The organism is Parabacteroides sp. 20_3, assembly GCF_964238835.1.
Taxonomy (GTDB): domain Bacteria; phylum Bacteroidota; class Bacteroidia; order Bacteroidales; family Tannerellaceae; genus Parabacteroides; species Parabacteroides distasonis.
On the sequence record NZ_CAXSNO010000005.1, the window covers coordinates 85,156 to 110,821 of the forward strand.

The 25,666-nt window shown below is 45.9% G+C and carries 14 protein-coding genes; 5 read left to right on the plus strand and 9 right to left on the minus strand.

Annotation, left to right across the window (positions count from 1 at the left end; all coding sequences use genetic code 11):
- The 9 genes from ACESPU_RS11745 to ACESPU_RS11785 form a co-directional block, all read right to left on the minus strand.
- The gene (locus ACESPU_RS11745; protein WP_005866938.1) at positions 1-1,581 is read right to left on the minus strand and encodes a peptide chain release factor 3; all 1,581 of its coding nucleotides are present in this window, start codon (positions 1,579-1,581) and stop codon (positions 1-3) included.
- A gap of 29 nt (positions 1,582-1,610) precedes the next feature.
- Positions 1,611-2,474, minus strand: coding sequence for a dTDP-4-dehydrorhamnose reductase (rfbD, locus tag ACESPU_RS11750; protein ID WP_087343679.1), 864 nt, complete (start codon positions 2,472-2,474; stop codon positions 1,611-1,613).
- A gap of 14 nt (positions 2,475-2,488) precedes the next feature.
- On the minus strand, positions 2,489-3,037 hold the full coding sequence (locus ACESPU_RS11755) for a DUF4924 family protein (protein WP_005861320.1): 549 nt from the start codon (positions 3,035-3,037) through the stop codon (positions 2,489-2,491).
- On the minus strand, positions 3,034-3,960 hold the full coding sequence (locus tag ACESPU_RS11760; RefSeq protein ID WP_373133372.1) for a UDP-N-acetylmuramate--alanine ligase: 927 nt from the start codon (positions 3,958-3,960) through the stop codon (positions 3,034-3,036). Before ACESPU_RS11760 ends, ACESPU_RS11755 begins: the two co-directional genes overlap by 4 nt.
- A 63-nt stretch (positions 3,961-4,023) precedes the next feature.
- Entirely contained in the window at positions 4,024-5,493 is a 1,470-nt protein-coding gene (locus ACESPU_RS11765; protein ID WP_121773458.1) for a PD40 domain-containing protein, read from the minus strand.
- On the minus strand, positions 5,490-7,265 hold the full coding sequence (locus ACESPU_RS11770) for a DUF6057 family protein (RefSeq protein ID WP_373133373.1): 1,776 nt from the start codon (positions 7,263-7,265) through the stop codon (positions 5,490-5,492). Before ACESPU_RS11770 ends, ACESPU_RS11765 begins: the two co-directional genes overlap by 4 nt.
- 15 nt (positions 7,266-7,280) lie before the next feature.
- Entirely contained in the window at positions 7,281-8,849 is a 1,569-nt protein-coding gene (locus ACESPU_RS11775) for an ATP-binding protein (protein WP_008780705.1), read from the minus strand.
- Between the two features lie 215 nt (positions 8,850-9,064).
- Positions 9,065-10,771: a RagB/SusD family nutrient uptake outer membrane protein gene (locus ACESPU_RS11780; RefSeq protein WP_036613511.1), complete on the minus strand. Its 1,707-nt coding sequence runs from the start codon at positions 10,769-10,771 to the stop codon at positions 9,065-9,067.
- Positions 10,772-10,787: 16 nt separating this feature from the next.
- Complete coding sequence (locus ACESPU_RS11785; RefSeq protein ID WP_347172694.1) at positions 10,788-13,850, minus strand: SusC/RagA family TonB-linked outer membrane protein; 3,063 nt, start codon at positions 13,848-13,850, stop codon at positions 10,788-10,790.
- A 464-nt stretch (positions 13,851-14,314) separates the two neighbouring features.
- Here ACESPU_RS11785 and ACESPU_RS11790 point away from each other — a divergent pair, with 464 nt between their 5' ends.
- From ACESPU_RS11790 to ACESPU_RS11810, 5 genes are all read left to right on the plus strand, one after another.
- Positions 14,315-15,166: an MBL fold metallo-hydrolase gene (locus tag ACESPU_RS11790; protein ID WP_373133375.1), complete on the plus strand. Its 852-nt coding sequence runs from the start codon at positions 14,315-14,317 to the stop codon at positions 15,164-15,166.
- 295 nt (positions 15,167-15,461) lie between these two features.
- Entirely contained in the window at positions 15,462-17,783 is a 2,322-nt protein-coding gene (locus ACESPU_RS11795) for a glycoside hydrolase family 20 protein (protein WP_347173271.1), read from the plus strand.
- A 74-nt stretch (positions 17,784-17,857) separates the two neighbouring features.
- On the plus strand, positions 17,858-20,341 hold the full coding sequence (locus ACESPU_RS11800; protein ID WP_373133376.1) for a prolyl oligopeptidase family serine peptidase: 2,484 nt from the start codon (positions 17,858-17,860) through the stop codon (positions 20,339-20,341).
- A gap of 545 nt (positions 20,342-20,886) precedes the next feature.
- Positions 20,887-24,003: a SusC/RagA family TonB-linked outer membrane protein gene (locus ACESPU_RS11805; protein ID WP_373133377.1), complete on the plus strand. Its 3,117-nt coding sequence runs from the start codon at positions 20,887-20,889 to the stop codon at positions 24,001-24,003.
- Positions 24,004-24,030: 27 nt separating this feature from the next.
- Complete coding sequence (locus ACESPU_RS11810) at positions 24,031-25,626, plus strand: RagB/SusD family nutrient uptake outer membrane protein (protein WP_122144757.1); 1,596 nt, start codon at positions 24,031-24,033, stop codon at positions 25,624-25,626.
- The last annotated feature ends 40 nt before the right edge of the window (positions 25,627-25,666 follow it).

Here is a 25,666-nt window from a genome sequence, read left to right on the forward strand (position 1 = left end):
TTAGAACTCTGATGTAAAATGGAACTTAATATCCGGAAAATCCTGTTGGGCCATCATCAATACATAGCTGGAATCCGCTAAATAAACATCACGGCCTTCCTTATCCAACGCCATATATTGCGCCTTACGTTTCTTGAAATTCTCCAATGCCTCTTGGTTATCACTCTCGATCCAGCAAGCCTTATATAGGCTGATCGGCTCCCATTTACATTGAGCGGCATACTCATGCAACAGGCGGTATTGAATAACCTCAAACTGCAATTGTCCCACGGTACCGATAATCTTCCGGCCATTGAATTGATTGGTAAACAACTGGGCGACACCCTCGTCCATCAATTGCTCGATACCTTTGTTCAATTGCTTTGCCTTCATCGGATCGGCGTTCTCTATATATTTGAACATCTCGGGCGAGAAGCTCGGCAATCCCTTGAAATGCAATTCCTCTCCGGAAGTCAACGTATCCCCGATCTTAAAGTTCCCGGTATCCGGCAAACCGATAATATCACCCGCGAACGCCTCATCCACCACTTCTTTCTTCTGAGCCATGAAAGCCGTCGGGCTACTGAAACGCATCATCTTACCGAAGCGTACATGCTTATAGTTCGCGTTACGCTCAAAACGACCGGAACAAATCTTCACAAAAGCGATACAACTGCGATGGTTCGGGTCCATATTCGCATGGATCTTGAAAATGAAGCCGGTGAAATTATCCTCATTCGGGTCTACCACACGCTCTACCGCATGGATCGGACGTGGCGAGGGAGCGATACGAATAAAGCAATCCAATAGCTCTTTCACACCGAAGTTATTCAGAGCGGAGCCAAAGAATACCGGAGCGATATCCCCATCCAAATACGTATTCACATCAAATTCGGGATAAACCCCCTCTATCAACTCTATATCCTCACGAAGCTTCGCAGCTTGCGTAGGATCAATATAAGTCTCGAGATCCGGACTAGTGATATCCTTGAATTCCACATTCTCCGTCACATATTGCTTACTCGGGGTATATAGGTTCAGTTTCTGCTCAAAAATATTGTATACGCCCCGGAAACGTTGTCCCATATCGATCGGCCAGCTCAATGGGCGTACCTTTATCTGTAATTCTTCTTCTATCTCATCCAGCAAATCAAAAGGATCTTTACCATCACGGTCCATCTTGTTGACAAAAACGATCACCGGAGTCTTACGCATACGGCAAACCTCCATCAACTTACGAGTCTGCGCCTCTACTCCCTTGGCGATATCGATTACGATAATAACGCTATCCACCGCCGTCAAGGTACGGAACGTATCCTCGGCGAAATCTTGGTGGCCCGGTGTATCCAAGATATTAATCTTATGATCGGAATAATCAAAAGCCATTACGGAGGTAGCTACGGAGATACCGCGTTGCTTCTCAATCTCCATCCAGTCGGACGTGGCAGTCTTCTTGATTTTATTAGACTTCACCGCTCCCGCTACATGGATAGCGCCACCAAATAACAATAATTTCTCGGTAAGCGTAGTCTTACCGGCATCCGGGTGGCTGATTATGGCAAACGTTCTTCTTCTTTCAATCTCTTCTGAATACTGGCTCATTCTATTTTATATGTATATATTGTTATCAGTTACACTTTGTTATTCATGCAGTAGGCCAAGCTAGTCTCCCAATGGGGAATCGTCAGTCCGTACGAGCTTTTTATCTTACCTTTATTCAATACGCTATAATGCGGGCGGCTGGCCGGTGTCGGATAATCCTTGGTCTCTATGGGTATCACCCGGTTATTCATACCTGCTATTTGCAAGATCTTTACCGTAAAATCATACCAGCTACACACCCCCTCGTCCGAGAAATGATAGATACCCGGTATAAATTTACCCGCCTCGGCACGTTCCAGCACGGTAAGCATAGCGACCGCTAAATCTCCGGCATAAGTAGGCGTACCCACTTGGTCGAATATGAAACGCAACTCATCCCGCTCCTTTCCCAAACGCAATACCGTCTTCATAAAATTGTTTCCATACTCGGAATACAACCAAGCCGTACGGATAATCACGGAATCCGGACACACCTCCATCAAGGCCTGCTCTCCCGCCAGTTTCGTACGTCCATATACGGAAACAGGACAAGTCGCATCGCTTTCCAGATAAGGACGGCAACTCGTTCCATCGAACACATAATCGGTAGATACATGAATCACCTTCGCACCTACGGCATGAGCGGCCTCACCTAAGTTCCGTACCGCATCCCGGTTGATGCGCATACACAAATCCTCATGCTCCTCCGCTTTATCCACCGCTGTATAAGCGGCGCAATTCATGACATATTGAACATCATTTTCCAAGACATATTTCCGGACGGCCTCCTTGTCGCAAATATCCAACGTATCTATATCCGTAAAAAGAAAATTATAGCCGAGATACTGGCTGATACGAGCGTGGATAGAACTTCCCAATTGACCGTTCGCTCCGGTTACCAAAACTGTCTTCATGTCTATATCTATTATTAATCCTCTAGTTTAAGTTCCCCTTTCATATCTTCCCGATATTTCTCGGCGAGCAACGCCAAGAAGGAGCTGATTTGTTTAATACCCTCTAACGTCTCCGCACTCACCTCTTTCCCTTGCATACGCAAAAGCAGATAGCCATATACGGCAGCGAAACAAGTTTCCAGCTCCGGCAGATCCTCTCCACCCGATTTAGCCCGGAGCTGTACGATATAAGGAAGCGTCTTATAATAAGCCGCGCTATAAACCATCTCTTTCGGAGATTTCAAAAGACGGAGATGCAAATCGGTCAAAGTAATAATCACATTCTTGTTCAATTGGATATGACCTTTCTCCATCACCCCTTCGCTACGCATCATCTCGATCAATTCCTCGTACCATTGAGCGATTTCCTTCTTCACCTCCTCGGGCTGGTCGTAATGGGCGATCACCGTGCGGTTGATCGAATCCATATCGAACTTATTCGCCCGGATCAAGTCCTCAACCTGCCACATATAAAGCAGATATTCAGCGATATTCTCTTTTCTTTTTTGTCTAGCTATTATCATATCGGCAAAGATAAACTATATTCCGATAACGCTTGATAAAAATCCGCGTCTTTAACGCCTAACTGCCGGCAAGCCAAACGTGCAGCATTCAGATTGATCAAGAAATAGCGATTGGGAATCCGTACCGGATAGTCTCCGTAGCGAGTATGCAAAAAAGTCTGCCCGTCTTTCTCCACGACCGGATGTTCCTCAAAAGGGATAGCGGTGATATCGCTCCGGACGTCCCCTGCCAACTGACTGACAGTATCATCACCTCCAAAATAAATCAATTTCCCTTCCCGCTCAATAGAAACGGAGAAAGACCGATAAGTGGATAAATAGGCCTCCGGAGTCGCATGATCCGTCTCGGTAGACCAAGATAAATTCGTCAGGATGGCGATATGCGGACGATAGAATTCCAATTGGAAACGCTTGTCCAAGGCAGAGGTGATATGCTCATCTCCTTCGATCAAAGCGATACGTGCCTCATAACTCAAATGTACCCGATTCGGAAGCGAGTCCACCTTGCTAGTCAACGCATAGTCGAACGCCAACTTTTGCCGACGCAACGCACAGACCATCATGGAAATAATTGTCTTCTTTCCACGACTACCCGCCACAACAACCCGAGTTTTCGACCGAGTCCGTTGAAATATAAATTCCGGAATAGATTGGATTAACATCCCCAATTCCTTCGCACGCAATAATTCCGGGTTATCTTGCTTTACTTTAGCACCCAAAACCACCGAGTGAATATCTTTTATTAATTTCTCCGGAAACCACCCATCCCCATAACAGGTACAGCCCGCGTTATGAAGTCTTCCTATCATCTCTTCAGTCAGACCACAACCGGAAGCGCTTACCTCATATCCTTTTTCTCGAAGTGCTAGGGCTAGATCTAAAACCAAAGGTTCGGTTACGGAGATCAAATGAACTTTTCGCATCGTTTTGATTTTAGCGCAAAAGTACGACTTTTATAAATACCTTCGGCACAAAGAAGTGAAAAATTAGATGCCCTCGATATGTTTAATGGTCGTAGTGTCTTCTTTTCGTGAAGCCTCGACCAGCCTTTCCTTCGAGATTATAACCGGAGTATGTATAAATTCCGGAACATTAAACGAGAACAGGGAGCATTCATAATAATCCGGAGATGCTTGCGGTAACAAGAAAGGTTTACCGCACTGCCCCCGCTCATTCACATGTACCAAATACGGGCGTGTGAAAAGCCCATCGTCCCGGCGGCTGGAAAAGACAAACCAACGACTATTGCCGCTCCAAGAATGATAGCTCTCTACATCCGGGCTATTCACTTCCGGCAAAGAATCGATTGCCCCGGTAGACAGATCCAGCATATACAAATCCGCATCCTTATGCCAAATAGAGAAATTGCCATAATCGGACACCGTATAAAGTAGCCGCTTCCCATCCGGGGAGACTCTCGGGAACTTAACACTCCGGCCCGCTTCCCTCGCATTATATAAGGTATCCACTTGGGTTCCAATCGAACCGTCTTCCGGATCAAAAGCGACTCGTAGCAGGTTATACCGGACATCCCGATAATTTTCCGGCATACAGACAGAATCCGCCGAACAGAACAGCAGATAGTTACCATCCGGAGTAAAAGTGGGAAAAGTCTCATAACACGCCATGGAAGCCAATAATGGCGAACTGAATACCCTCTCCTTCTCCGTGTCATAGATCAGCACGTCCGATTCCACGTCATATACCTCAATCCGATTCTCATCGGAAAGATGGAAGTCTTGGTGGGTCTCATTGGTAGAAAAAGCGACATACCGGCCGGATGGATGCCAATACGGATAAACGAACGAAGCCGGCTTACCGTCCCGTTCCAACGCAATCGTCTTTACCTGCCGATGATCAATCAAGTAAGTCCCATTATGAGAACCCCGCTGATGAAAAAGCATTTGTTCCCCTTGTCGCTCACAAAAGGCATGGCAGTTCATACAACTATTATTTGTCGATTGGTTATCAAGAATAGACTTTTCAACATAGTTTTCAACACATCGTTGATAAATCCCCATCTCGTTCCACATCCGATATCCGGGAAAAATACGGCGATACACCAAATAAGCGTCAACGGAATCTCTTGACACATAGATAGGGAAACTCATTTGTTTCCAATCACTTTGAGGTTCTCGAAAATAAACCGTCACATCTATTTGTTTTCCTTGTGCGTCCTGCGATAAGACCTTCCAATCCGTTTCCGGCAGGTTGAAAACACCATGATCGGCTGCGATTATCAACTCCCTATTCATAGTTTTCAACCGAGTTATCCCCTGTAGCTGTTGATCAACCAACTTGAAATTGGGAGGGGCCATATTGACCGGTACAGTAACTTCCCTGTAATCCGGAAACACGTCAGTTTCTCCTTGTTCCGCTTGCGCAGGAACTTCCGGTCTACAAGCCACAAGTCCCAAAAGACAACCTATAATCCAACAGATAGATAATCGCTTCATTGTTCTTCTCCTTTAAAGATCTTGAAATAGTAATAATACCAATAGGTATCTCCAAATTGTCGATACATCGAGGACACATCCACTTGGTTGGCAGATCGTCCCAAAACCTGCTTGAATTCCCGGTATCGATCTACGATCTCCGGCTGTATGGAATAGGAGGAAAGCGATATACTGTCTTTGTCCGCCAACAACAATCCGGCTTCTTGGAAATGCCGGGGTATCGGTTCCCCCTTCATGAAAGGTGTCTCTTCCAAGAACCGGCCAAATGCATCCAGCTTCTTACCCAACAAATAATAACATCCCCGGTATTCCCAACCGATCCGATGATCCGGAAGATTGTATCCACTCCATAAGGAATCGACAGGTACGGACAAACTCAGTCGATCTCTTTTCTCAACAGGCATATATTTGTCACTCAACTCCGGATCTTTATCCATTAATTCCGGATGTACCAGATAGGTAGCATAACGGCAAGCCCAATCTTTATAGAATGGCATAGCGGCAAGCAAGTCCAAATATTTCTTGGCCAGCGCCACCTCACCCCTAATCAGACAAACTTGCACGAAACGTTGCATCATGCGGGCACTCCCTTTACGTTTGGCTTGCGTAAATCCGTCCATCGCAAAGCTTTCAGACAAAGAGACATCGCCAACAAGAAAATGAACATCGCTCAATAAACGATCCATGTAAAAGGTCTGATTCCAATCGGCACATAAGCTTTTCGTTCCTTTCTGATCGAAAGTAAACATCCGGTCGGCCAATTCTCCCTTATGGGCCAACGACATATTCAAATAGTTTAAGCTAACATAATTATAGATCTGCTTTCCCCGGTACTTATCAATAATGGCGTCCCATTGCCTCTCCCGGGCTAAGAAAGAGAGCTCGTCAAGCATCATGCGTTGCGCATGCCAAGGTTCCGGCAGGCAAAACCGGATGGATACCAGCGCCGTGATCAGACAAACAACAAGGGCTACCCGATCCATCCATTTACTCTTCTCGTCAATCACCGGAACAAAGCGAGCAAATAAAGCAACACCGACAATCGAAAGGGTAAAGAAAGTCCATACACGATACATATAATAATGAGGTAATCGCTGTATCTCCAGATAGGCTTCCGGCATCCATCCATCAGACAAAGGTACAGGAATCCCTAACCATCCGCTAAACAAATAGATAAAAAGCGCTGGGATCAAGCAGGCAGCGGCGGCCAATCTTTGCCGCGACGTTTTGTAGCGGAGTAAGGCTAACAGCGTATATAAGAAAGCGTAACAGACCGAAAGAAGCCCGGTCAGCCCACATAAAAAAAGTGTAGAGGCAATTCCGTATCCGGCAATAGAACCCGCCCGCCGCACCTTTAGCGAGACCGACAAAGCTAAAAGCATCAAAACCACGCCAACCGTCCCGTCCACCAAATACTCCCCATGAATACTCATCTTAACCAGATACAGGACCGGCAATAAAGAAAGGAACAGCAGGTAGGTCTTGTCAGAAAAACAACGCAAGATCCTATAGACCATAAACCCGCAACCAACGAGTAAAACCGTATGGAGAACCACCGCCGACATAGGCTGCCGGTAGTATTGAATGATCCATTGCCCGGCGACAGCGCAAAATCCTCCCGGCTGAAAAAGGAACTCCCGGATATACCACCACTCAGGTATAAACAATTGCATCTCCTCCTGACCGACAAACACAAACACGCCAAAAAGCAGGAAATAATAAAAAATAGCAGCTGTCGAAAAAGACCAGAAAAGCGTTTGTTTCCAGTTCATATACTTAATAGATTATTATTCCACCAACCATCGCTCGATGTTACGGGTCACAGAGGAGAAGTTCACGCCGATCTTAAAAACTTGCCGTGGATCACTCGCAAAGGGAAGCGCATACTGTCTCTCCTCAATCTGACGCAACGCCTCCTCGGCGGTGCCGTTCAGCTTGAATTCCATCACGTAGATATAGCGATCGGTCTTCAGAACGAGATCAATACGCCCTTGTGAGGTATGATATTCCACCTGCGTATAAAGTCCAACCAACTTAAATACGATAAAAAGCACGTTCCGGTAATGCAACTCCGTATCACGCTCCGGCTTCTGGCCGGCGATCACCTCATAGGGTGTATCAGCGAAGAAGCTTTGTAAACGGCGGAAGAACGCATCGTAATCACCGGAGCGTATCTCTCGTACGAATTGCCCGATCTCGAAAGGGGTCTTGGGGGCACTAACACTCGTGTAAAATGGAAGGAGATATTTCACGAAACCCTCTTCCACTTCCCGGTTGGGGAAACCTAGCCGGTAGATACCAAATTCAGGATCGTAATCCTTGATCGTCAAGTATCCACTCTGGTAGATTACGGGAACGGGATTTTTCGAGGCAGCATCAATACTGTTCAACACATCCGCATCGGTCTCCGTGTTCGCCATCTCGTAAAGGTCGTAATGGGTATGCTTGAGTAATTCAACGAGGTAAGAGGGCGTACCGGTCTCGAACCAATAATCTCCGAACTCCATCTTGGCGAAGGTATTCAATAGGCTAAAGGGATTGTATATTCCCGCAGACTTGGCGGTAAAATGGTATCCGTCATAGCGCTCCTTGAGTTTCTGGCTGGTTTCCTCATAATCCAGTTCCTGTGTCTCAGCCAGCTCCTTCAACTCCTCTTCTAGGTAGGCATGTATCTCTTTCTCCGTGATGCCACATATCTCGACGTAGCGATTGTCCATCGAGATATCCATAAGGTTATTCAAATCGCTGAACACGCTTACCTTACCAAACTTCGTCACCCCTGTCAACAAAGCGAAACGAATGGCTCTATCCATCGTCTTTAACACGCCGTAGAAAGGCTTCAACATATTCCGCAATTGCGTTTGCGTCTTTTCATCGTGCAGGTTTTGCAGCAAAGGCTTGTCGTACTCGTCAATCAATATCACCACGCGATGCCCGGTCTGGCGATAAGCCTGTTCTATCACATAACTGAAACGTTCCTCCAAGGCACGATCCTGTTTCTCCGTTCCATATAAAGCCTCCCATTTCTCCAAGAACTCATTCAAGATACTAGTCAGAGCGGCAGTATCTTTATAATGACGAGCATTCAAGTCCAAATGCAAGATCGGATATACCTCCCAGTCTTTCTCCAACCGTTCCATCGCCAACCCCTCGAACAGCTCCCTCTTCCCTTGGAAATAGGCCTCCAACGTAGATAGCAAGAGACTCTTGCCGAAACGCCGCGGACGACTCAAGAAATAGTAACTTCCGGTCTTAGCCAACTGATAAATCAAAGCTGTCTTATCAATATAGAGATAACCGTCTTTACGGATCTTCTCGAAGTTCTGTATGCCGATAGGATAAATTGTCTGGTTCATAGCGATGATCGTTTAGATATACTTACCATGAACAAAGATAGACATTCCTTTTTATCGGAACAAGATAAGAACATATGATCTCAAAAACTTTCCTTGACAATACGCTTGACTGGCAGGAAAAAACGCTCGATCAAACGCAATGGGCCATTTTCTAAACACAAAGACAGAGAACACCCAAACAGTGTTCCCTGTCTCATTATCTTAAACCCTACGAATCAATATCCCGGATTCTGCTCCAACAACGAGTTCGCGTTCAAGTTGGAATAATGGATCGGGTAGCGATTGTAAGCCTTATTGTTCGTAGCTTTATGATCCCACCAATCTTCCGTAACATAGGCGTTCCAACGAACCAAATCGGTACGGCGGCGTCCCTCACGCAAGAACTCCATCAACCACTCTTTCAGCATACGATACTTGTCCAAGTTAGCCACGGTAACAGGGTCCGGATCGTTTCCGCCCACGAAGTTACGCTTACGGATGGAGTTGATGATATCAGCCGCTCCTTGCTTGTCGCCCAAACGCATCTTACATTCAGCCAAGGTGTAATAAATCTCGGTCAGACGGATAAACGGGCAATCCGGATTGAAACGTTCCTTATATTCATCCTGATTAGGAAGCGGGCTAATCTTAAGCACACGCACACCGGAGTTCTCCTCAGCGTCAGCGATCGTAGAAGGAACCTCCTTAGCGGTAGAGAACTTCTTTCCGATCTGGCTTAATTGAGCGATCTGATCGACTACATTCAAGACCTTCCCCGCATATTCACGGGCACCCATACATTTATAGTCTGGGAAATCCGGATTCTGCAACTCGCCTACGATAAACATACCACGGTATTTGCGGCCACCCTCATACACATATTGCTGCTTACGGATATCCTGAGCGTGGAAGGTCTCATACGGATTACCGACATTGAACTTATACAGATTACCTTCCGGATCACGGCTCGGGCAAAGACACAAGCCATTGTTACCGCCGGCATCCTGCAAGCCACCCAAGAAATCCTTAAAGTTGTAAGGCAAGGTAAAGGCGGTAAGACCACCATCCGTCTCACCCTTGGCGTTCTCGCTCGGAACGGTCCAGATGATCTCCGGGCAAGTCTCGTTGTTCCAACCGAAAATCTCGGTAAAATGATTCGCCAAACCATACTGACCGTATTTACCGTCAATAATATCCTGACATAACTTAGCGGTCTCCTCATACATCGGCTTGCCGATATAAGACTCTGCGTTGAAATACAGACGCACTTTCAACGCCGCAGCAACCGCTTGATGGATAATGTTAGTCTCCGCCCCGCCTAAAGTCGTTTTCACCGGCAGGTTCGGCAACGCCACATTTAGCAATGAATCCACGAAATTGAATGTCTCCACATCCGTAGAACGTCCCTTCACCTCCTCTTTCGTAGAGGTGTACAACGGCATACCGCCGAACATATCCAAACCATCCAGATAGAAAGAGGCAGCCAATACGTTCAGCTGGTTCATCATAGAAGAGCGGTCATCCTCCGTCAAGCCGACAGATACGAAATCCACGTCCGCCAAATCCTCGATAGCGCTCCAAGACTGAGCCACACCCATCGTTGTCAAGTCCCAGCCATCCTTTGTCACGTTCATATCGTCTGTCAGACGATGGTGATGCAGGTTCTGATAAACAGCGCCGTCAAACCAGTCGTTACCACGGGTCGGCACGCACATAGCGTCCGTTCCGACCTCCATCAACCGGACGCGGGCATCGTTTTGAGCCACCCACCAACGCCAGTGCGTGAACGGACGGTTGAAACGAGACCAAACCGCGTCTGCGTTTGTATAATATGTATCCGGAACGACCTGCGAATAGAACGTCGGATCCACATCGCAAGAGGTACCGAGCAGCAAGCAAGAAGCCCCTGCCAATAACCAATTTGTTATCTTGTTATTTTTCATCTTTACCTTAGTTTTTTTAGAATGATACCTGAATACCTAACGTATAAGTACGGACAATCGGGTCACTGTTCCATACCTTATCCGTACCGCCTTCCCATCCGGTTACGTCGACTTCCGGATTATGTCCGCTATATCCCGAGATAGTGGCTACGTTGCCGACTGTTCCATACACACGCAAACGATCCGCCCACTTCGTGTATTTGCTCAACGATAACGTGTAACCCAACGTGATAGCGTCGATCTTCAAGAAAGAACCGTCTTCCAGATAGAAATCGCACAATTGGCGAACGCCCCGGATCTTGTTGTATTTCTCGTCATTAACCGCCGGTTTCCACAAGTTCCACTGTCCGGCGCCGTTCGCGCCTTGGATACCCAAATACATCGGATACGTATTATATACGTCGAAACCGATCCAGCTACGCATATTGATGCCTAAATCAAAGTTCTTATAGGTAAAGGTATTGTTCCATCCCATCATCACCTTCGGCAGATAGTTTCCAATGTATTGCTTGTCATTATCCGTCTTCTCGGCGGCGGGGATCACCTCGCCATCCTTATTATACAATAAGAAATCGCCTTTCTCATCGAAGCCCGCGAATTTCCACATATGGAAAGAACCGATTTTCGCGCCGCTCTCGATACGAGCCGCGTCACCCGGATGTCCCGGATAAGCGAAAGTATTGCCCGAAAGATGCGTATCCTCTCCCCACAAAGTAAGGATCTTTCCGGAGTTATGGCTCATGTTCAAGTTTGATGTCCAAGTGAAGTCCTTATTCCGGATCACATCGCCACCGATCTCGAACTCCCAACCTTTACTTTCCATCTCACCGACGTTCTGCCATTGCTTACCATTCGGGTACGGAGGCTGCGGCACGTTCACCTCATAGATCATGCCGTCGATCTTACGGCGATAATAGTCAAACTTACCATACAGGCGATTACCGAAGAAGGTGTAATCCACACCGATATTCCATTCCTTCTTCTCTTCCCATCCTAAATAAGGATTCACGTTCGAGCTAGGACCATACGTATAGGCCCAGTTACCGTTCGGAAGCATCCAATAAGCGTCGGAGCCTAACGTGTTCGCCATATAAGCCGCGTCAAAGTCGTTATTACCGGTCACACCATAACCGAAACGAATCTTCAAGTCATCCAACCAAGAGAAATCTTTCATGAATTCCTCATTAGAGACACGCCAACCACCGGACAAAGCCCAGAAGTTACCCCAACGGTTCTCGGCGGCGAACTTAGAAGATCCCTCATGACGCAACGTGGCCGTAATCATATATTTATCATTGTATGAGTAATTGGCACGGGCATAGAGGGCAAACAGGCGCTCGGTAATTTTTTTCTCAGACATCATCTTCGCTTTTCCATCCGTCAGATAAGAACCTTTGCCTATATCCCAATACTTGATACCTTCCACTTGGAAGTTATAGTTCTCCATGTTGAATTTCTCGCTGTTCTTCTCAAAATAAGAATAACCGGCTACGGCATTCAAGGTATGTCCTCCCTTGAATTCTTTTACATAAGAGAAATAACCCTCAGAAGTCAAGTGCTCCGTTTTCTCGAAATGCAATTTCGCGTAACCCGAACGATTATTCGATACCTCATCCCTATGATAACGGGATTGGAACTCATGCAATTCCCACTGACGGTTCTCGTAGCCCAAAGTCTGGGTATAACTCAATCCCTCTACAGGCTTGATGTTCAATTTCATTGTCACCTCCGGCTTGAACCATTTGTCGAGCCCCTCATAGTCTGTCAACATACGATCGGCCACGATGTTGAAATCCAATGGTTCTCCAGTCCATACGTTATAACCGGTCTGGTTATCCGGATCGTACACCGAACGGGTCGGGTTATTATAAAGAGCCTGTCTGAAGTTCGCCCTCTTCTCCTCATCCGATCCATCGGAAGTACGGGATGTCTGGCGATAATCCACGATAGGGCGGATCTCCAGCCAACCATCGAACAACTTGAAGTTAGCGTTCAAGCGTCCACCATAGTCCTGACGGTTATCCTTGAGCGCGATACCCTCGTTTGTCTCATAAAAGAAAGAGGTGTACACTTGCGCGTTCTCCGTACCCAGTTCCAAAGAGAGGTGATGCTTCTGCGAGAAATTATCCTTCTGCAACATAGAATCCCACCAATCCGTATCCGATCCATAGTCTTCGATGTTCACGTCCGTACGCTGGCGATATTCATCGGCCGACAGCATCTCCGGCTTACCATAATTCTGCTTCTTGGAAAGCTCGGTGCTATAATTCAATTTCACCTTACCGTTCGTGTTGGAACCGCTCTTCGTGGTGATCAAGATCACACCCGAGGCAGCACGCGTACCATAGATAGCGCCGGCGGAAGCATCTTTCAATACGTCGATAGACTTGATATCATCTTGGTTCAAGGCACGGATATCACCGCCCGGGAAACCGTCGACAACAATCAAAGGAGCCTTACCGGATTTAATAGAAGTCAGACCACGCAACTGGATCGTAGTCTCACCATTGGCACTACCATTGTTCTGCAAGATCAAACCACTGATCCTACCTTGCAAAGAGCTGGTGATATCTGAACCACCCACACCCTTCATCATGTCGCCGGCGGACAAGGAGGTAACGGAACTGGTCACCTGCTTCTTCTCCATCGTACCGTACCCCACTACGACGACCTCTTCCAGTGTCTGGGAATCCTCGGACAAAGAAACATTCACAACGCTCTGATTATTAACAGGAACCTCCTTGGTTATATAACCAATATAAGAGATCTCCAAAATAGCGTTTGCGGGCACATCTTGCAACACGACTTGTCCGTTTATGTCGGTTACATTTCCATTGGTCGTACCTTTTACGATCACGTTCGCACCAATTAATTCACCTGCCGCATCTGATACTTTTACGGTTACTGCCTTTCCTTTTTGGGTAACAGATTCTATTCTCGGTCCATAGCTAGAGGTGATTTCCCTAGCGGCCTGCATATGCGCAGAGGCCATAAATAGCAAACCTGTGGTTAGTAACGCAGCACTGGGTCTAAGCAAGTCAAACTGTGTCTGCTTGCCTTTCTTACTACATTTCTCCATCGCTTTCTTTAAATGGTAATTATTATTTAGAGCTAAATTAGATTAACAATTAAAACACACAATCTTTATGCCCGTATAGGCTAGTCAACAAAGAAACGGCTAGTCTAAACGATCGATTTTTTTAGTCGTTTGCAAAGGTACATATTTATTCAATTCCAGCAACCTTTACGTGTTATTTTTTTGTTTCCTATCCGCTTTCCTATCAATTGTATAGCTTATTGCCCGTAAAAAAATTAAATCTTTTGTTGACTACTTTTCAAACTGCTTAAAAAACGCAAGATCTAAACGATCGTTTAGACTAGTCGTTTTCCTCTTCAATATTCTTATATTTCCTATACATTATTATATATAAGAGATATCCTACTTTTATCCATTTCTGTCCCTTTTTTGAATAAAATGAATGACCTTAAACATTTCCACCTCATTTTTCTTTACTTTTGAACTGACATATGAATCATACAACTATGACTATACAGATAATAGATACCGGCTACTTCTACGCCGACGGAGGCGCCATGTTCGGGGCCATTCCTAAAAGCGCTTGGAGCCGTCGCTATCCGAGCGACGAGACAAATGGTTGCGTGCTCGCCATGCGTAGCCTTGTCATAAAAACAGATGACGGACGCATCGTCCTAGTAGATAACGGAGCGGGAAATAAACACTTAAAACAACTAAGTTATTACCGCTTCTTCAACTTGGTAGACCTCGGCACGGAATTACGAAACCGGGGAATTCAACCGGAGGAAATCACGGATGTTGTCCTCACCCATCTCCATTTCGATCATTGCGGTTATACCACGCAAAAGGATGAATCTACCGGACATTTATTTCTCTCATTCCCAAACGCAAACCACTGGGTTAGCCGCAAGCAATGGGAGAATTTCCTTCATCCGAACGCCTTGGAGAGAGATTCCTATTTCATCGAGAATATGCAAGCCGTCGCAGACGCTAATTCCTTACGGCTGCTAGATGCCGACACATCGATTTGCCCCACTATAGAGCTACGCCTGTACGATGGGCACACTCCGGGACAAATTGTTCCCTATATCCATACGGAGGACCGGACCTTTGTCTTTGCCGGGGATGTTATCCCCCTTGTAGCCAGCGTATCTCCGGAATGGATCTCGGCTTACGATACGTATCCGGTCACGTCATACAACGAGAAACTGCGCATGCTTGCTGAAGCCTCCCGAAAAGGGCAAGCGCTCATCTACTGCCATGACGCTTACATCCGCTGCACAACCGTAAAACATGTGAATACATATTATAAGAAAGACAAGGAAATACCTCTCAAGAAGACGTTTCTTTTCCCTTAGTCCCTAGCCCTTTTCCCTTTAGACCTTAGGTGTTTCTTCCATATTCCTTAGACATTTCTTATAGAAGTATTCATCATCCAACAGCCGTTGCATGATCGTCCACCAACTGTTGGATGATCATGCAACAACTGGTGGACGATCATGCACCAGTTGATAAATAGTCTCTATATATAGACAAAGTCCCTAAGGTTATCGCATCAAAAGTGTAAAAGCATTAGATAAAACGGCTAATTCTTTTTATCTTTGGGCGGTGATACTGAATCAATTATTGTTTTACGTTCTAAACTCTAAACACATGAACAGCCTAAGCAAACTAGCGCTCGTCCTGACATTTTGCACGGGAATGATCGCTTGCTCCGGTGGTAAGGCCGTAAAAGGAGATTACGGAGTAGTGCCTTTGCCACAAGAAGTAACATTGACGAACGGAAATCCTTTCGTCCTAAGTCCATCCACGAAGATATTTTATCCGGAGGGCAATGATAAGATGAAGAAGAACGCCGAGTTCCTCGCTTCTTATATCAAGGAAATCACGGGCTATGAATTAGCAACCGCTACCGGCCAGCCCGGTAAGGGGATCAGCCTCGTTATCGACCAAAGCATCCAGAATCCGGAAGGATATCAACTGACCGTTAGCGATAACGGGATACGGATCGCCGGAAGTACGGATGCCGGCGTATTTTATGGTATCCAGACATTACGTAAATCGATCCCGGCCACGGCCCAAGGGATGAACGTAGAATTACCGGCAGCTACCATCAACGACTATCCCCGTTTTGCCTATAGAGGCATGATGCTGGATGTCAGCCGCCATTTCTTCCCCGTGGATTCGGTAAAAACGTATCTCGATATCCTTGCCTTGCACAACCAAAATACGTTCCACTGGCATCTGTCCGATGACCAAGGTTGGCGTATCGAGATCAAGAAATATCCGGAATTGACACAGATCGGATCTAAACGCAAGGAAACCGTGATCGGCCATAACTCCGGAACATATGACGGAAAGGAATACGGGGGCTTCTATACACAAGACCAGATTCGCGATGTCATCAACTATGCCGCTGAACGCCATATCACGATCATCCCGGAAATCGATATGCCGGGACATCAATTGGCAGCCTTGGCTACTTACCCGGAACTGGGATGCACCGGGGGCCCTTATGACGTATGGGGCCAATGGGGAGTAGCCGACGACGTGATCTGCGCCGGAAACGAGAAATCCATGCAATTCCTAGAAGACGTATTGAGCGAGGTCATCGATCTTTTCCCGTCCGAATATATCCATGTAGGTGGTGATGAGTGCCCGAAGGTACGTTGGGAGAAATGCCCGAAATGCCAAGCTCGCATCAAGGCGGAAGGTATCAAGGGAGATAAGAAGCATTCCGCCGAGGAATATTTGCAAAGCTACGTGATCTCCCGCATGGAGAAATTCGTGGAGAGCAAAGGACGCCATATCATCGGCTGGGACGAGATCCTAGAAGGAGGCTTGGCCCCGAATGCCACGGTAATGAGCTGGAGAGGCATGGATGGAGGTATCGAGGCCGCCAAGCAAAAGCATAACGTAGTCATGACACCGAATACATATGTATATCTGGATTACTATCAATCAGCGGATACGGATCTTGAGCCCGAAGCTATCGGTGGTTACTTGCCGTTAGAGAAAGTATATTCTTTTGAGCCGACAGCCGGTATCTCTCCTGAAGACCAGAAGTACGTGATCGGGGCGCAAGCCAACCTCTGGACGGAATATATCCCGACCTTCTCACAGGTAGAATACATGATCATGCCCCGTATCGACGCCGTAGCCGATATCCAGTGGAGCGATCCGTCCAAGAAAGATTATCAGACGTTCCTGCCCCGTGTGGCCCGCATGACACAACTTTACGATCGCTTGGGATATAATTACGGAAAGCATATCTTCGATATTAACGCCTCCCTGACCACCAATACGGAGAACGGAACACTCGACATAGCCTTGACGAAGTTGGGTGAAGGAGATATCTATTATACGGTAGACGGTAGCGATCCTACGATCGCCAGCATCAAGTATGAAGGCCCGGTACAGATCAACCAAGATTGCGAATTCAAGGCGATCGTTGCCCGTCCGAACGGTACGAGCCGCATCTTCTCAGAAGATATCTTCTTCAATAAAGCGACGATGAAGCCCATCACCTTGAAAGAGCAACCCAGCAAAGGATACGTTTTCAACGGGGCACAGGTATTGGTAGACGGCTTACGTGGAGGTAGTAATTACAAGACCGGCCATTGGCTGGGTTTCCAAGGAAAAGACCTTGACGCCACGATCGATCTAAAGGAACCAACCGAAATCCAGAAGGTATCTTTCAACACAAACGTGGTGAAAGGCGATTGGATCATGGGAGCCTCCGCCGTAACCATAAAGGTATCCGACGATGGCAAGAATTTCAAGGAAGTAGCTTCCAAGAAAATCCCGGAGCTAACCCAAAACGACAAGGACGGTTTATATCCCCAAGAGATATCCTTCGCCCCGGTAAAGGCCCGCTATGTCGAGGTTATCATCAACAGCAGCAAACTACCAAAATGGCACGGTGGCGCCGGAAGTCCCGCATTCTTGTTCGTAGATGAGATAGAAATCTTATAAGATAATGATACAGCGAGATGGCTGAGAGATACCTGCCATCTCGCTTTCTTATCTTATACTAAATAACAAATATCATGATAAACAAAAACATCTTAATTCTTTCAGCCCTATGCTCCTGTTGCTCACTATGGGCGGATGAGGTTGTCGTGCGACATTATAATTACACCGGCCCTTACGAGGTGAAAAAGCCTTTCCTAGCAGATAGCTTGGATGTAAACAGTAAGAGATTCTCTGACAAGGAACTATTGAACACGACCGTTCCTTTCTGCAACCTTTCCCAAAGCGGACAAACCCTTGACGCGGCGTCTTCCGGAGAGCTGACCTTGCCAACCTCGGCCTCTTCCTACGCACTACATTTGGTTTCCTTCTACCTGAATAGTGACCGCTATACAAAAGGCACCTTAAGGATCAATGGCCCTGAGATTTCAGAAGTCTACGTGGATGGACAACTCACAAAACTAACCCAAGGAGAAGCCTCGTTGACCTTGGAGCCGCGACGCTATGAAATCGTAATTAAATATTTATCTGAGAGCCACAAAGAGAATGCCTTAAAAGCCTCATTCAACCCGGAAAAAGACGCGGTGGTAACCGCGACCGTCAATCCGGAGAAACGTTATACATTAAGTGATGTATTTGATGGTAAACGCATCCAATCCGCCAGCCTGTCCCCGAATGGAAAATTCATTATCGTCTCCTATCAAGAAACCTATCCCGGTGGAAAGCAGTCCTCATTTACCCAGATACTAGACAAGGCTACCGGTTCCGTATTAGTTGAGAACGGACAGAGCTTACGCTGGATGCCTAAAAGCAATCTGGCCTATTACACCCGGAAAGGGATGAAAAGCACAGAATTGGTGACCTTAGACCCTACCAGCAAAAAGGAGAACATCCTTTCCAGCCAATTGCCTGAAGGTTCTTTCAGCTTCGGGCCTACCGAAGACTATCTATTATTCTCCATACGGGAGAAAGGACCGCAAGAACGAAAAGAGATCCAAGAGATACTGGTGCCGGATGATCGCCAACCGGGATGGAGAAACCGTATGTTTATCCATAAATATGACCTGCGAACCGGATTGTTCCAACGGCTCACCTATGGACATACTTCTACTTACATCAACGATGTATCTCAAGACGGCCACTATCTGCTATTCAGTCGCAGGGAACCGAATTTAACGGAGCGCCCTTTCTCACGTACATATATATATAAGATGGATCTACGAACCATGCATGTGGATACCCTTATAAAAGGTGAGAAATTCGTAAGCCGTGCCGTTTTCTCCCCGGATGCCACCCAATTACTCGTTGACGCGTCTGGAGAGGCTTTCGATGGTATCGGACTAAAGATCAAAGAAGGACAGACATCGAATACGAGCGACGGGCAATTATTCCTATACAATATAGCAGATAAAAGTATAAAGCCGCTTACGAAAGATTTTGACCCCTCTGTCGATTCCTACGAGTGGAACGCCCTCGATAAACAAATCTATATCACGGCGAAAGATAAGGACCGTGTTCGCATGTATAGTCTAAACCCGTCCAACGGAAAGATTAAGCAACTTCAAGCCAAGGAAGATGTCATCTCCGATTACTCCATCGCCAATCAAGCTTTCGAAATGGTTTATTTCGGATTAAGCGCTTCCAATTCCCAAAGGCTTTATACCTATAACTTGAAAAACGACGCCTCTTCCTGCTTGATCGATCTCTCCAAAGAGATCTTGAGAGACGTCACTTTAGGAGAAGTGCAAGATTGGAATTTCGTTTCCGCCCAAGGGGATACGATTTACGGCCGCTTCTATCTCCCTCCTCATTTTGATGCGACCAAGAAATATCCGATGATCGTGAATTATTACGGAGGAACAACCCCTACGGCCCGGGTGATGGAGAGCCGTTATCCTTCGCATATATACGCCGGTTTAGGGTACATCGTCTACATCATACAACCCAGTGGAGCGACTGGATTCGGCCAAGAGTTCTCCGCACGCCATGTCAACGCATGGGGTAAACTTACCGCTGACGAGATCATCGAAGGCACGAAAAAGTTCTGTGAGGAGCATCCTTTTGTCAACACGAAGAAAATCGGTTGCATGGGGGCTTCATACGGAGGTTTCATGACTCAATACCTACAAACAAAAACAGATATATTCGCGGCGGCCATGTCTCATGCGGGAATCAGCGACATCACCAGCTATTGGGGAGAAGGTTACTGGGGATATTCATACAGCTCGTTGGCTAGCGCTAACAGTTATCCATGGAATGCCCGGGATATGTACACTTTACAAAGTCCGCTGTTTAACGCAGACAAGATCAATACCCCGATCTTGTTCTTACATGGAACCGCAGACACGAATGTTCCGATTGGAGAGAGCATCCAGATGTTTACCGCATTAAAATTATTGGGTAAGCCTACAGCGTTTGTCCAGGTAGAAGGAGAGAACCACCATATACTGGATTACGAGAAACGTATCTTGTGGAATAACACAATTTACGCATGGTTCGCTAAGTGGTTGAAAGATCAACCGGAGTGGTGGGACGCATTATATCCTCCGAAAAGCCTATAAAAATCAAAATAGGTCACTCTATTCACACATATTTAAAGAGTATCTTTAGTTAGATACTCTTTTTTATTTAAATACATTAGATAGTATTTATGAAACACCTTAGTCTCCGAAGAACTAAATCACTTTTCCGCTCAATATTTATTAATTATTATAAATATCTTAATAAATTATAGAACATACAACCTATGTAAACATCTGTTATGTCTAATTGTACTATTTACAGCAAGCATTTTATTTTAATGGCTGTACGGCAAATATAAAGATATATTTGCAATAAACAAACATATTGACAACAAAAATAAACTTACACGAAATTTTGTCAATGCATATTATTTTAAGTCATATGTTAATTTAATACATTTTAGTATTAATATATGGCATTAATATGCAAATTATTTTTAACTCAATCCCGCATCAATGCTAGGAAGTAATACCAAAGTACCTTACCCTCATGAAGTTCTTCGGAAACTACGTCAATCTACTAAGTGGCAACAATTGATTATAACAATCTATTTATTAACAAATTAAACAAAAAGTATGTGTCTATGAAAAGGTTGACTTATCTATTACTATGCTTGTTTACAAGTATAGCGTTCGCAACGGCTCAGACCGCGAAGGTGACCGGTACGGTTATCTCGGCGGAAGACGATGGCCCTATCATCGGAGCCTCTATTGTAGTAGCAGGTACTACTACCGGTACAGTAACCGATTACAATGGAGCGTTCACCTTGGATGTTCCTTCTAACGCGAAAAAACTAATCGTTTCCTACATCGGTATGAAATCTGTGGAAGTGGCAGTAAAACCGGTTATTAGAATCACAATGGAGTCCGACTCTCAGAACTTGGATGAAGTCGTGGTTGTCGGTTACGGAACTCAAAGAAAAAAAGATGTGACAAGTGCCATATCTAAAGTAGGCGGTGAAGACTTAAGCAACTTGGCAACAGCGTCTTTCGACTCTCAATTAGCTGGACGTGCCGCTGGTGTACAGGTTACGACTCCTAGTGGCGTATTGGGAAGCGGCCCTCAATTCAAGATCCGTGGTATGAGTACGATCAGTTCTAACTCTCAGCCGTTATTCATCGTAGATGGCATGCCGATCGCCACCGGTGATAACGCCGATGGAAAAACCGGCTTAGGAATGGCTTACGCTTCTTACAACGCGATGTCTGATATTAACCCGAATGACATCGAATCCATTGAAATATTGAAAGACGGTGCGGCTACAGCTATCTATGGCTCCCGTGCGGCAAATGGAGTTGTATTGATCACAACTAAAAAAGGCTCCAAGGGACGTACTCAAGTAACTTACGATGGCTATGTAAGCGCAGCCAGCGCGGCTAAATTGCATGATCTTCTGGGAGCGAAAGATTTCGTGACTATCGCTAACGAGAAATACGAGAACTGGGGAATGAAAGGACAGGCTGTTTACGATCCGAACGGACCGGACACAAACTGGAATGATTATATTTTCCGTACAGGTTTCCAGCACAATCACAACTTATCCGCCAGTGGTGGTACGGATAAAAGCCAATATTATGTATCATTAGGTTTCACGGAACAAGAAGGTATCATTCGCGCCAATGACTTAAACCGTTTGAGCTTAAAGGCAGATTTGACACAACAAGCGACAAAATGGTTACGCATCGGATTAAATGGCCAGATGACCCGTACCCGGGTTAATGGTGTCATGAATGACGAGAATTCATTGGGTGGCGTAGGTTTCGCCGGCACTCGTATGCTTCCGAACGTATCTGTATTCAATCCGGATGATCCTACTGGTTACAATATCGACGCTGAAAACCGTAAGACATTAGGTCGCGGAAGCAACCTTTCCTATATTGATAATGGTATCCAGAATATCGTCTGGGCATTAGACAATAACGTAAACCGTACGACCAATACCCGTGTATTAGGTGGTGGATGGGCTGAAATCACATTCATGGACGGATTGACTTTAAAGACACAAGCAGGCTTAGACATCTCGAATGTTAAAGATTTCATGGTATGGAACCCGGAATCAGGAGACGGATACGGCTATGGCGGCTTATTGGAAGAAATCAATACCACATACACGAACTGGAACTGGCAAAACGTAATCAACTTTAACCGTACATTCAATGATGTACATAATTTGACGGCGACAGCGGTACAAGAGTACACCCATCAAGAATATGAATATACGGACGCAACCGTGCAACAAATATCCGATGCTTTCTTCACCGACCATATCATTTCCAACACATTTGGTGAGAGATTCGTATCTGGAGGTAAAACGTTTATGGGATTAGCCTCCTATATGTTTCGTGCGAATTACAACTATGATAGTAAATATTATATCGGAGCCTCTGTCCGCACGGACGGCTTATCCAGCCTTCCGACAGACACTCGCTGGGGTACATTCTGGGGAGGATCAGCCGCTTGGCGTATCTCTCGCGAAAAATTCTGGAGCGAATCAACTATTAATGATTGGTTTAACGACTTACGTATCCGTGCCAGCTACGCTACAATCGGAAACTCTGACCTAGGGAATTATTTCCCTTATCTGGGAACTTACGGGGCGAAGAAAGCAGGATCGAATACAGCTATCGCTTGGAACCGTATGGGTAACAGCCAGCTTAAATGGGAAACAACCGAGACTTTCGATATCGGATTGGATGGCTCTTTCTTTAATAACCGCCTGACATTCGAGCTAGCTTATTGGCAAAAGAACTCCAAAGACTTGGTGTTGGAAGTTCCTACAGCACCTACCGCCGGTATTCCTTACAACTCATATTTTGATAATATCGGTAAGATCAAGAACTCCGGTATGGAGTTGACGGTTAACGCTACAATCATCGCTACCAAAGATTGGAACTGGCAAACTAATTTCAACTTCTCCACGGCTAAGAACACGGTGAAGAGCTTATATGGCGGAACAGACATCGTAGACAATTACACAATTATTCGTGAAGGAGAATCATATAGATCTTTATATGGATATGATTATTACGGCGTAAACGCCGCAAACGGTAATCCGATCTGGAGTAAGGCGGACGGTTCATTAGTGCAATTCGACACATTCGGCTCTTACGACTATGCGGAATATGATCCTTCCAATCCTTCGGATGTCTCCAAGGCATCTTCCTTGGACGCTAGCGACCGTAAGGTATTAGGTTCATCTATGCCTACTTGGTACGGAGGTTGGAATAATACAGTTTCTTACAAGAATTTCGATTTAAATGTATTCTTCCGCTTCTCCGGAGGTAATAAGATCATGAACGCTTCTCGTCAAAGCGCATTGTTCAATATGGATTTCTCCAACAACGGAACAGAAATCTTAGGCCGCTGGGTTTCTCCAGAGCAACCGGGTGACGGCATGACTCCAAAAATCGGTTATGGAGATGCCTCTTCCTTATTCAATGATGGATATACGGATTCACACTTCGTAGAGAGTGGCAATTACCTAAAACTATCTACGTTAGCTTTAGGCTATACACTACCGAAGGCGGTCGTATCCAAACTGAACATGACAAAGATTCGTTTCTATGTTCAAGGACAGAATTTGCTCACTATCACAGGTTATTCCGGATTGGATCCTGAGACAAACTCTCGTTTAGGTGTAGATTGGAACGGTATGCCACAGCAACGTTCATTCACTTTTGGAGCGAACATTACATTCTAATTTCACAAACTAAGAAAAGTTACAATTATGTTATACAAGAAATTATATAAAAACATTTCAGTAGTAGCGCTAGGGACAGCCCTATTCTCGCTACCCGTGTTCACCGCCTGCGAAAGCGACGTCGTAGACCTTGAACCTGTTGACAAATTCTCTGAGCTTACGGCATACGGGACAGAAGAACGTTGCGAGTTAGCCGTAGTCGGAGCTTATGATGCCGCACAATGTGGTATGTATATAAATCCGGATGATTATGGCTGGGCACGCGGCTATCCTTTTGGAGCGGCCAGTATATTGCAAGGCGAAATGCGCGGTGAAGATATGAATCTAACCGCCCAATTCTATGATTATACCTATTCCGCAACCTATAACTTGACTACCGCTAATAACGTGGCGATGTGGGAAACCTCTTTCGAGGCTATTAACCGCTATAATACGGTATACGCCGGTATAGAAGGCGCGGTAGCTGCGGGTGTCATAACCGAAGAGAAAGGGAATCAGTACAAAGGAGAATGCCTGTTCTTACGTGCGTTAACCTATCACAACTTGATGATTCATTATGCCTTGCCCTACAACGTAGAAGGTAACAATAACTACGGTATGCCTATTTACACGAAAGCCGTAAACGACCCCAGCCAACTCGCTGAGCAACAAAGCATAGGCCGTTCTACCGTTAAGGAGACTTACGATCAGATATTAAGCGACTTGAATAATGCGGAAAGCATGCTTCCGGACATTATCGATGCTGATAAAATCGGACGTGCGAGCAAAGGTGCCGCCATCGCATTGAAAACGCGCGTATATTTGCATATGCGTGATTGGAACAATGTAGTTACTGAAGCTAAGAAACTGGAAGGCGGACGTTTCATTCTGGAAACCAATCCTGCCACTCCTTTCGTTTCTTACAAAGACAATCAGGAATCTATATTCTCCATTCCGAATGACTCTCAAGATAACGCATCTGTAAATGGAGCTATGTCCGCTATGATGTCTGCCCGTGAAGGTGGCCGTGCGATGTGCCCGACATCCCCTACCCTTTACAACTCCAAATTCTGGAAAGGGGATGACAAGCGTCGTAACCTCGTCCTTTATCGTGCGTCTGACGATTATTACTTCTGTGATAAATACCAGAATCCTCAAACACGTGAAGAGTATGCCCCGATCCTGCGCTATGCCGAGGTATTGCTAAACGAGGCCGAGGCTGCCGCACGTGCGGGAGACAAGACTCTCGCATTGGAGAAATTGAATCAAGTAAGAGACCGTTCTTTGGCCGACCCCGCTACACAAACGTATAAGGCTGGCGATTTCGCCAACACGAAAGCGCTGGTAGAAGCTATCCTTTGGGAACGTCGCATTGAGTTCCAAGGTGAAGGTCGCCGTTGGGAAGACATTCATCGTTTAGCGGCTGACGACTTGTTGCCGTCCGGTGGTATTCCCGCAAAGATCGAATACAACAATGTGAAGAACCAAGGCGCATTCGTTGTTGGTGGAGAAGTGAAAGCAGAATGGTTCGGCAACAGCAAACAGTTCATCCCGTACACAGATAAACGCTTTATTTGGCCGATCCCATTGAATGATATATTAAGAAACCCCACGCTAGCCGCACAACAGAACGCAGGCTGGTAGAATATAGACACACTCTTATTTTTTACTATGCAGGGGACAT

Coding starts and splice junctions, on each gene's coding strand:
- ACESPU_RS11780 (WP_036613511.1), bottom strand. CDS start 10,771: ATGAAAAATAACAAGATAACAAATTGGTTATTGGCAGGGGCTTCTTGC.
- ACESPU_RS11790 (WP_373133375.1), top strand. CDS start 14,315: ATGACTATACAGATAATAGATACCGGCTACTTCTACGCCGACGGAGGC.
- ACESPU_RS11800 (WP_373133376.1), top strand. CDS start 17,858: ATGATAAACAAAAACATCTTAATTCTTTCAGCCCTATGCTCCTGTTGC.
- ACESPU_RS11810 (WP_122144757.1), top strand. CDS start 24,031: ATGTTATACAAGAAATTATATAAAAACATTTCAGTAGTAGCGCTAGGG.
- rfbD (WP_087343679.1), bottom strand. CDS start 2,474: ATGAAGACAGTTTTGGTAACCGGAGCGAACGGTCAATTGGGAAGTTCT.
- ACESPU_RS11770 (WP_373133373.1), bottom strand. CDS start 7,265: ATGAACTGGAAACAAACGCTTTTCTGGTCTTTTTCGACAGCTGCTATT.
- ACESPU_RS11795 (WP_347173271.1), top strand. CDS start 15,462: ATGAACAGCCTAAGCAAACTAGCGCTCGTCCTGACATTTTGCACGGGA.
- ACESPU_RS11775 (WP_008780705.1), bottom strand. CDS start 8,849: ATGAACCAGACAATTTATCCTATCGGCATACAGAACTTCGAGAAGATC.
- ACESPU_RS11785 (WP_347172694.1), bottom strand. CDS start 13,850: ATGGAGAAATGTAGTAAGAAAGGCAAGCAGACACAGTTTGACTTGCTT.
- ACESPU_RS11760 (WP_373133372.1), bottom strand. CDS start 3,960: ATGCGAAAAGTTCATTTGATCTCCGTAACCGAACCTTTGGTTTTAGAT.
- ACESPU_RS11745 (WP_005866938.1), bottom strand. CDS start 1,581: ATGAGCCAGTATTCAGAAGAGATTGAAAGAAGAAGAACGTTTGCCATA.
- ACESPU_RS11805 (WP_373133377.1), top strand. CDS start 20,887: ATGAAAAGGTTGACTTATCTATTACTATGCTTGTTTACAAGTATAGCG.
- ACESPU_RS11755 (WP_005861320.1), bottom strand. CDS start 3,037: ATGATAATAGCTAGACAAAAAAGAAAAGAGAATATCGCTGAATATCTG.
- ACESPU_RS11765 (WP_121773458.1), bottom strand. CDS start 5,493: ATGAAGCGATTATCTATCTGTTGGATTATAGGTTGTCTTTTGGGACTT.